This window comes from Riemerella anatipestifer, assembly GCF_009932355.1.
GTDB classification, from domain to species: domain Bacteria; phylum Bacteroidota; class Bacteroidia; order Flavobacteriales; family Weeksellaceae; genus Riemerella; species Riemerella anatipestifer_E.
In genome coordinates this window covers 86,724-95,343 of the sequence record NZ_LEKU01000010.1, presented here as the reverse complement: position 1 = coordinate 95,343, position 8,620 = coordinate 86,724, and the positions used below count along the sequence as shown (strand labels likewise).

Below are 8,620 nucleotides of genomic sequence, written 5' to 3'. Positions count from 1 at the left end.
TTTTTTTTTTGGATTATCTATTTTGTAAAGCGTCCATATATTTCATCATTATATTATTTAATCGTTTCATTTGTTGAGAATTTAATTTTCCATTTTGTTCAGCATTTTTCATACTCTCTTCCAAATTTTGGGCTTTTTCCATTAATTCCGGATATTCAGTCATTGCAGAAACATCACCAGCCATTGCCTTTTTATACATGGCTAAATATTGTTCTGTATATTCTTCATAATCATCAAGTATTTTGTCATAATCAGTATCTGAAGAAGAAAAATCATCATAACTATTATCATTATAACGACTATCGTTATTTAATGAAACCTCTTTATCTATTTGTTGGGTTTCTGTTTCAAAATCAATATTTTCTTCATTTTTTTGACTCTTACCACAAGACAATAGCAATCCGGTAATTAATATGGAATAAATTACTTTTTTCATTTTAAAATAATTTTAAGTTTTATTTCCCAGATACCCCAAAGAAAATTATTGAATATCATTGTATAGAAAGCGTGGGTACTGCAACCAATCTTATCTAACGGGCTCTGGTAAAGACCTTGGACTAAAATAAGTAACAGCCCACGCCATAAATTGTATAGCGTGGAACCGTTCACCTATTCTCGTCCTAAAATTTACCAGATTTCGTTAGAGAGAAATAAGTTGAACACTTTCCTATGTTTTAAAAGGTTAAGGAGGCCTTCTTAACGGAGGCAAATATAATATTTTTTTTTAATATCTAACCAATAGTAGTTTGAATATCATAAATATTAATTCACCATTAACTTATAAATTCTGAAAAATACGGATAAAGTGCTTATAAACACTATAAGCTATGGTTAATATTTTTAACGAATTTAAATTTAACTCACTAAAAGCACTAATGAATACTTTTCCAGATGAACAATCTTGTATTGTTTTTTTAGAAAAAATTTTATGGAATGGTAATCCTGTTTCTCCATTTGATAAAACCGCAAAGGTTTACAGATGTTCTAATAACAGATATAAATGTAGTAAAACAAAGAAAACTTTCACGGTGAAAAGTGTTACGATTTTCAAAAATTCCAATATATCTTTACGAGATTGGTTTATTGGAATATGGTTGTATACATCACACAAATGCGGTCTTTCATCTATGCAATTACATAGAGACACGGAACTTACACAAAAGACAACTTGGTTTATGTTGAAGCGATTGAAAGAATGTTCGGCTTTTGAGAACGGACAGGGTTTAGAAAACGAAGTTGAAGTTGATGAAACTTATGTTGGTGGTAAGAACAAAAATCGACACGCTAATAAAAAAGTAAAGCATTCACAGGGAAGAAGTTATCTAGATAAAATCCCTGTTTTTGGAATGTTAGAACGTGGCGGAAAAGTTAACGCTAATGTCGTTTCAAATGTAACAAATAATGAATTACAGTCAAGAATATTGAGAACTGTTAATATTTTTAGTGATTTATATTCTGATGAATGGGGCTCATATAATGGATTAGATATGTTTTACAATCATTCAATAGTAAATCATGGTAATAAACAATATGTTAATGGAAATGCACATACAAATACAATCGAAAATTTTTGGAGTAACTTTAAAAGAGCAATAATTGGCGTATATAGAGTTGTATCTCGACAACATTTGCAAAGATATGTTGATGAATTTGTTTTTAGATATAATACAAGAAAAATGACTCCAAGAGGTCGTTTTATTCATCTAATAACTAATATTAAGGGTTGTAATTTAACATACAATCAATTAATTTTAAGGAGTAGATTATAATTTTTTTTATGATTTCTTATTCAAGTAATAATTTACGGAATAATAATATATAACAAAAAATATATTTATTATGTCTGATGATGAACCATTTAAAACCAAAGAAGAGCTTATAGAATATTTGGAGGCAACTACTGATTTTAGAAATCAACCAAAAGATTGGCCCACTTATTTGTATAGTTTTCGTTTTTATGTATATGCGGGAACTAATGATTATGAAATGGCAAATAATTTTTTTGACCCACTAATTTACGAATATTTTAAGAAAAGAAGAACAGTAATTGATGCTGTTGAAGCAATGAATGAAAAAATACATAATTTTTTCAAGGAGAATAAACATTTATTGAAAAAGAAAAAAACTAATAAAAATAGAGGTGTCAAATAGTATGTAGATGCCTTTATTTTAATACTAAATATTTCTATTTACTTGTTTCCACAACTTCTCCCTGAATCCAAATAACACTTCTGTTAGCTTTAGGGTCGTTAGAGAAAACTTCTATAAGTTTCTTGAATGGATTTACTAAATTAGTATTATAACCTACTTTAATTTTAGAAGTTTTACCTGGTAAAATAGGTGTTTTGTCCCATTCTGGAGTTGTACACCCACAAGATGCCTTTACATTACTAATTACCAAAGGCTTATCACCTGTATTAGTTACTGTAAAATAACGGTGTCCTTCTGAACCTTTTTCTACTTTACCATAATCTACTGTTGTTTTATCGAAGCTAATAGTTTGGGCAGAAGCCATAAAACCTACCGCTAAAACTAGCCCTGTTAAAATCTTTTTCATAATTCTTATACTTTTAAAGTTATGCAAAGTTAAAATTATTTTTCAACTTTGATTATTTTCCACTCTTACCTACAAATTACACGCCAAACTAGAATTTATTTTCCGACAATTTTCTCCATACAAATTTGTATCAAAAAGTTAGCTTCCTTATTATCTTTATCTTATTTTTGCAGAATAAAGCAAAAATAACGATTATAAATAGACTAAAAATATGCAGATTTCAGAGAAATATAACCCTTCTTCTACCGAACAAAAATGGTACAACTACTGGTTAGAAAACAACTATTTTCATTCTGAACCTAATCATAAACCTCCCTACACCATTGTCATTCCACCACCTAATGTAACGGGGATTTTGCATATGGGGCATATGCTTAATAATACCATTCAAGATGTGTTGATTAGACGAGCAAGAATGAGAGGTTACAATGCTTGTTGGGTTCCCGGAACCGACCACGCCTCTATTGCTACGGAGGCGAAAGTTGTGGCTAAACTTAAAGCAGAAGGCATTAACAAATCTGATATTTCTCGTGAAGAATTCCTAAAACACGCTTGGGAATGGACGCATAAATATGGCGGAACAATTTTAGAGCAGTTAAAAAAATTAGGTTGTTCTTGCGATTGGGACAGGACTCGCTTCACAATGGAGGATAAACTCTCCGAACAAGTGATAAAGTCTTTTGTGGATTTATATAACAAAGGGCTTATCTACAGAGGTTACCGTATGGTTAACTGGGACCCAGAAGCCAAAACCAACATTTCAGATGAGGAAGTTATCTTTAAAGAGCAAAACGGAAAACTGTATCACTTAAAATATCAAATTGAAGGAACACAAGATTTTCTTACCGTGGCTACCACGCGTCCTGAAACTATTTTCGGTGATGTGGCCGTATGCGTAAACCCTAACGACGAACGCTACCAAAAACTTATCGGCAAGACCGTTATCGTGCCTATCGTTAATCGTGCAGTGCCAATTATTGCCGATGAATATGTGGACATTGAATTCGGAACAGGAACTTTAAAAATAACGCCTGCCCACGATGTTAATGATTACGAAATTGGTCAAAAACATCAACTTCAAATCATTGATGCTATTGATGATGATGGTAAACTAAATCATCACGGAATGCACTACGAAGGAAAAGACCGTTTCGTAGTTCGTAAAGAAATTGCAAAAGAGTTGGAAGAGAAAGGTCTCCTCGCTAAGGCGGAAGACTATGTAAACAAGGTGGGAACTTCTGAAAGAACAGGAGCGGTGATAGAGCCTAAAATCTCTCAACAATGGTTCTTAAAAATGTCCGAAATTGCAAAACCTGCTTTAGAGGTGGTGATGAGCGACGAGATTAAATTCTATCCTGATAAATTTAAAAACACCTATAAATATTGGATGGAAAACATCCGAGATTGGAATATCTCTCGTCAGCTTTGGTGGGGACAACAAATCCCTGCCTACTACTACGGAGAAGGCGAAAACGATTTTGTAGTGGCAGAAAACGCTGAAAAAGCATTGGAATTAGCAAGAGAAAAAGCTCAAAATCCAAATCTAAGCCTTGCCGACTTAAAACAAGACGAAGACGCTTTGGATACTTGGTTCTCTTCTTGGCTGTGGCCAATGTCCGTATTTGACGGATTATTAGACCCTAACAGCGAAGAAATCAACTATTATTATCCTACTACCGACCTCGTTACAGGTCCAGACATTATTTTCTTTTGGGTGGCCAGAATGATTATGGCAGGATTGGAATGGAGAGGTAAAGTTCCTTTTAAAAATGTGTATTTCACAGGGATTGTAAGGGATAAACAAAGACGCAAAATGTCTAAATCCTTAGGCAATTCACCTGACCCAATAGAACTAATTGACAAATACGGTGCAGACAGCGTAAGAGTGGGAATTCTGTTGAGTTCTGCGGCTGGAAACGACCTTCTATTCGACGAAGACTTAATGCTACAAGGGCGAAATTTTGCTACTAAAATATGGAATGCTTTCCGTCTCGTACAAGGTTGGAAACAAGAGGACAAACCAGCTGGTGCAGTTGAAAACCAAACGATAGAATGGTTTGGTCATTTATTAGATAAAACCGTAAAAGAGATTAACGAGCAGTTTGAAAAATTCAGAATTTCAGACGCCTTACATCTTATTTATAAATTAATTTGGGACGATTTCTGTTCTTGGTATTTGGAAGCCATTAAACCGAATTACAGCGAAGGCATTTCTAAGGAGGTTTACGACAAAACTATTGTTTATTTTGAGGAGTTGATGAAATTGCTCCACCCTTTTATGCCTTTCTTAACCGAGGAACTTTGGCAAAATATTACTTCAAGAAATACAGACGAAGCCCTCATTATCGCTCAGCAGAAAGAAGCATCAGAATTTGATGTAAATATTACCAACCAATTTGATATTGCTAAAGAGTGGATTTCTGGCGTGAGAAACTACAGACAAAGCAAAGGTATTTCTCCTAAAGAAACCGTAGAACTCTATACCAATGCTCTCGAAAACAGCAACGAAGCACTTATAAAGAAATTGGCTAATGTCTCTGATATTTATTTCAATGAAAAAACAGACAAACCGAGCTTCTCTTTCTTAGTGGGTTCTACAGAGCTTTCCATACCGCTTAGTGAAACACTTGATTTGGAAGAAGAGAAAAAGAAAACAGAGGAGGAACTTTCTTATCTTAAAGGATTCTTAGCTTCTGTTGAGAAAAAGCTAAGCAACGAAAAATTCGTTAGTGGAGCTCCTGAAAAGGTGGTAGAAATGGAACGAAAAAAACAAAAAGATGCTCAAGACAAAATAGCCCTTTTAGAAGAAAAATTAAAAACACTGGGATAAAAAATAATGAATCACATTAAAAACATCGCAAAACTATTTTCTAAGCCATTTGTAGAAAGTCCTCTGCTAGAAACTTTCAATGGCGGAATGATACACCTTTCCTCTGGAGAGCTAGTTGCTTGCGACCCACTCATCACACCTGATAAAGAGCCTTTTAGTTTCATTTTTCCAAAAGGTGAATTTCCTGTTTTAATACATAAAGAACAGGCGAGTAACTGCATCGCCTATGTAGAGATTGCATTCTCCGAGGAAACCGTTTCTAAATGGGAACTTGCCGTATGCAACGGGCAAAACATTAAAGACTTAAAAGAAGATGAAATCTTTGGTTTCCCAGTAGAAACAGGAATGGGCTGTCTTATGGATAAAGACACCCAGAAATATCTTAATCAGTTAGAACTAGAATTATTCCAAAAGAAAGGCGATGATTTTATGGGTATTTATGAAGAATTTTTCCACACTCATTTTTTTGATGAAAGCGGAGCTATAGACCAATTTGCTTCTTTGATACCTAACGAGCAGCATAAGAATAATATTATCGCTTTTGAAACGGGCTACGGAGAAGGTTTTTATGCCTCGTATATAGGTTTTAATGAAAACCATCAACCCGTAAAAATTATTTCAGAATTTATAGAAATACAAGTTGACTAAAAAATTACAACAAATATGAAACTTAGTAAAGAACAACCTAGAATCCTTGTAGTAGGAAGCTCATCTGTGGATTTGGTTTTAAAAACAGAACACTATCCTGAGTTGGGAGAAACGGTGATGGCTAACTCCTCCGAAAATTTCTTCGGTGGAAAAGGTGCTAATCAGGCCGTAGGAACTGCAAGACTAGGGGCTAGTGTTTACTTTGTAGGATGTGTAGGTATGGACCCTTACGGTCAACAAATATTAAGAAATCTTGTAGAAGAAAATGTAAATGTAGGGTTTGTTGTAGAAGACCCTGATATAGAAACTGGCACAGCATATGTTACCACTTCTAAAGGTAAAAATGCCATTGTTGTAGTCCCATCAGCTAACTATGCTTTGAGTCCTAAACATCTAGAAAATCCCAAACACCTGTTTGAAACCGCTGATTTAGTTTTGGTTCAACTAGAAATCACGGATACAGTTATAGAAAAAGTGTTAGAGCTTTGCAAAAAAAATGGCACCAAACTCGGTATATATGCCGCTCCCGCAAGACCACTTTCTAAGAAGTTAGTAGAGTACGCTAGTTTCATAGTCGCTAAAAGCAACGACTTATCTACGCTTTTTGGAGATGACCACAGAGATGCAGTTTTACAAAAATTACCTAATAAACTTTTTGTAAGAGATGATACCAATTCTACCATTTACTACAATGGTTCTGAAATGAAATATTTCCGTAACGACCCAGAAGAAGCGGCTTACAGAATGGGAATGGGTGATGCCTTTACTTCAGGATTTGCTGTTGCTCTATGTCATGGAAATCCCATCAACGAATGTGTGAAATTTGGCAACGATGTCTCACTAAAAGTATCTCAGCATAGAGGTTCACAAAAAGGGCTACCTTATTTAAAGGATTTTAATTTGGCTTAAAAAACATTTATTGATGCTTTCTATTTTTGATATTAACACAGAAAAAGCTTTTAAAGACGCCTGTATAGAAACCTTTTTGTACCAATATGAAAAGGTAGAAATTTATCAGAAATTCGTGGATTTTCTCAATGTCAATCCTAAAAAAATAGAGCATATAGAAGAAATTCCTTTTCTACCAATAGAAATGTTTAAAAATCATACAGTGTTAGAAAAAGGATTAACACCTTCTTTATATTTCCAAAGTTCAGGCACTACCCAGATGAATTTATCTAAACATTGGATTGCGAATGAAGAGTTATATCAACATAGCATTTATAAAAGTTTTAAACAATTTATAGGCACTCCCGAAGATTTTGTTTTTTTAGGATTGCTACCCAATTATCTAGAACGCCAAAACTCATCTTTAGTTTATATGGTTGATTTTCTAATGAAAACCTCATCTAAAGAAGAAAACGGCTATTTTTTATACAACCATCAGGAGCTGTACAAACTTCTTAATGATTTACAACAACAAAATAAAAAGGTAATTCTCTTTGGAGTTTCGTTTGCCTTACTTGATTTTTTGGATACCTTAGCGGATAACAAATGGGAACTTTCTTATCATCAACACCTTACTATAATAGAAACTGGTGGCATGAAAGGAAGAAAAGAAGAAATGACTAAAGACGAACTTCTTAACATTCTGAAGGAAGGGTTTAAAACTCAGAAAATTTATTCGGAATACTCTATGACAGAACTTCTGTCTCAAGCCTATTCGCTAGGAGATAATCTTTACCAAACACCTCATTGGATGAGGATTTTAATTCGTAATACAGAAGACCCTCTTTCGTATGTTGAAAATGGGAGAACAGGAGCTATTAACATTATAGATTTGGCCAACCGCCATAGTTGTAGTTTTATTGCTACACAAGATTTAGGTAAAATAACCCAAAATTATTTTCAGGTTTTGGGAAGGATAGACCATTCTGACATTAGAGGTTGTAGTCTTTTAGTTTCTTAGGTTCAAACTTTGGCATTATTTTTGAAACTTTCCCAACCAATAAAATTAAACTCAATTATGAAAATCAAAAATGTTTTATTGCCTGTTGCGGCATTAGTATTATTCTCTTGTAACACAGATAAAAACAAAGTAACAGAAACAGTTACCAATGACTCTGTATCTACTACAGAGCAGACTTCTGTGACCGATTCTCTTGCTACCGAAACTGATGAGAATTTAGCTCTCAGAGTGAAAGACTATCTTAACAATAGTTTTTTAACAAAAGAAGATGCTAAAACCATTGCACCAGAAGATAAAAAGTTTAAGTTAGCTCAAGTAGATTTAAACAATGATGGCAAGAATGAAATTTTTGTACATCTAACCTCTTCTTCTTTTTGTGGTAGTGGTGGTTGTACCGTGTTGCTTTTACAAAATGATTTAAAGCCTATTACCACGTTTACTGTTACTACACCTCCATTCTGGGTACAGTCTAAAGAAGAAAATGGCTGGAAGGTATTATCTGTTCAAGATAGGGAAGGCTGGAAAACACTAACATTCAATAACGGAACTTATCCTAGCAATCCTTCGTTATTAGATGCTTCCAAAGAGCCTAATAAAGCTGAAGCAACCGAAGTATTAAGTGAAACCAATACAGAAGTTTACACTTTCTAATATCTGGAATTTATTATAACAAAAA

At 33.9% G+C, this 8,620-nt stretch carries 9 protein-coding genes; 7 read left to right on the top strand and 2 right to left on the bottom strand.

Annotated features, from left to right (window positions below; genetic code table 11):
- Positions 1-13: 13 nt before the first annotated feature.
- The gene (locus tag GXW81_RS04800) at positions 14-436 is read right to left on the bottom strand and encodes a hypothetical protein (RefSeq protein WP_161531416.1); all 423 of its coding nucleotides are present in this window, start codon (positions 434-436) and stop codon (positions 14-16) included.
- Positions 437-836: 400 nt separating this feature from the next.
- On the opposite strand from GXW81_RS04800, the gene GXW81_RS04795 reads away from it, so the two are divergent.
- Together GXW81_RS04795 and GXW81_RS04790 are read left to right on the top strand one after the other, a co-directional pair.
- Positions 837-1,769, top strand: coding sequence for an IS1595 family transposase (locus tag GXW81_RS04795; protein ID WP_409258623.1), 933 nt, complete (start codon positions 837-839; stop codon positions 1,767-1,769).
- Positions 1,770-1,839: 70 nt separating this feature from the next.
- Entirely contained in the window at positions 1,840-2,151 is a 312-nt protein-coding gene (locus tag GXW81_RS04790) for a hypothetical protein (protein WP_161531414.1), read from the top strand.
- A 34-nt stretch (positions 2,152-2,185) separates the two neighbouring features.
- Here GXW81_RS04790 and GXW81_RS04785 read toward each other — a convergent pair whose 3' ends face one another.
- Positions 2,186-2,557, bottom strand: a complete 372-nt coding sequence (locus GXW81_RS04785; protein WP_004918413.1) for a DUF1573 domain-containing protein — start codon at positions 2,555-2,557, stop codon at positions 2,186-2,188.
- Positions 2,558-2,768: 211 nt separating this feature from the next.
- On the opposite strand from GXW81_RS04785, the gene GXW81_RS04780 reads away from it, so the two are divergent.
- Genes GXW81_RS04780 through GXW81_RS04760 form a run of 5 tightly spaced genes read left to right on the top strand, consistent with a single transcriptional unit; the run spans position 2,769 to position 8,595 of the window.
- Positions 2,769-5,387 carry a valine--tRNA ligase gene (locus GXW81_RS04780; RefSeq protein ID WP_161531413.1) on the top strand — a complete coding sequence of 873 codons (2,619 nt, stop codon included), beginning with the start codon at positions 2,769-2,771 and terminating at the stop codon, positions 5,385-5,387.
- Between the two features lie 6 nt (positions 5,388-5,393).
- Complete coding sequence (locus tag GXW81_RS04775) at positions 5,394-6,035, top strand: DUF4241 domain-containing protein (protein WP_161531412.1); 642 nt, start codon at positions 5,394-5,396, stop codon at positions 6,033-6,035.
- 15 nt (positions 6,036-6,050) lie between these two features.
- Positions 6,051-6,944, top strand: coding sequence for a ribokinase (locus tag GXW81_RS04770; RefSeq protein ID WP_161531411.1), 894 nt, complete (start codon positions 6,051-6,053; stop codon positions 6,942-6,944).
- A gap of 13 nt (positions 6,945-6,957) precedes the next feature.
- Positions 6,958-7,944: an acyl transferase gene (locus GXW81_RS04765; protein ID WP_161531410.1), complete on the top strand. Its 987-nt coding sequence runs from the start codon at positions 6,958-6,960 to the stop codon at positions 7,942-7,944.
- 57 nt (positions 7,945-8,001) lie between these two features.
- A complete protein-coding gene (locus GXW81_RS04760) occupies positions 8,002-8,595 on the top strand; it encodes a hypothetical protein (protein WP_161531409.1) in 594 nt (197 codons plus the stop codon).
- Positions 8,596-8,620 lie beyond the last annotated feature (25 nt).

Excerpts from the sequence above, each read along its gene's own strand:
- GXW81_RS04800 (WP_161531416.1), bottom strand. The coding sequence starts at position 436 with ATGAAAAAAGTAATTTATTCCATATTAATTACCGGATTGCTATTGTCT.
- GXW81_RS04790 (WP_161531414.1), top strand. The coding sequence starts at position 1,840 with ATGTCTGATGATGAACCATTTAAAACCAAAGAAGAGCTTATAGAATAT.
- GXW81_RS04785 (WP_004918413.1), bottom strand. The coding sequence starts at position 2,557 with ATGAAAAAGATTTTAACAGGGCTAGTTTTAGCGGTAGGTTTTATGGCT.
- GXW81_RS04780 (WP_161531413.1), top strand. The coding sequence starts at position 2,769 with ATGCAGATTTCAGAGAAATATAACCCTTCTTCTACCGAACAAAAATGG.
- GXW81_RS04775 (WP_161531412.1), top strand. The coding sequence starts at position 5,394 with ATGAATCACATTAAAAACATCGCAAAACTATTTTCTAAGCCATTTGTA.
- GXW81_RS04770 (WP_161531411.1), top strand. The coding sequence starts at position 6,051 with ATGAAACTTAGTAAAGAACAACCTAGAATCCTTGTAGTAGGAAGCTCA.
- GXW81_RS04765 (WP_161531410.1), top strand. The coding sequence starts at position 6,958 with ATGCTTTCTATTTTTGATATTAACACAGAAAAAGCTTTTAAAGACGCC.
- GXW81_RS04760 (WP_161531409.1), top strand. The coding sequence starts at position 8,002 with ATGAAAATCAAAAATGTTTTATTGCCTGTTGCGGCATTAGTATTATTC.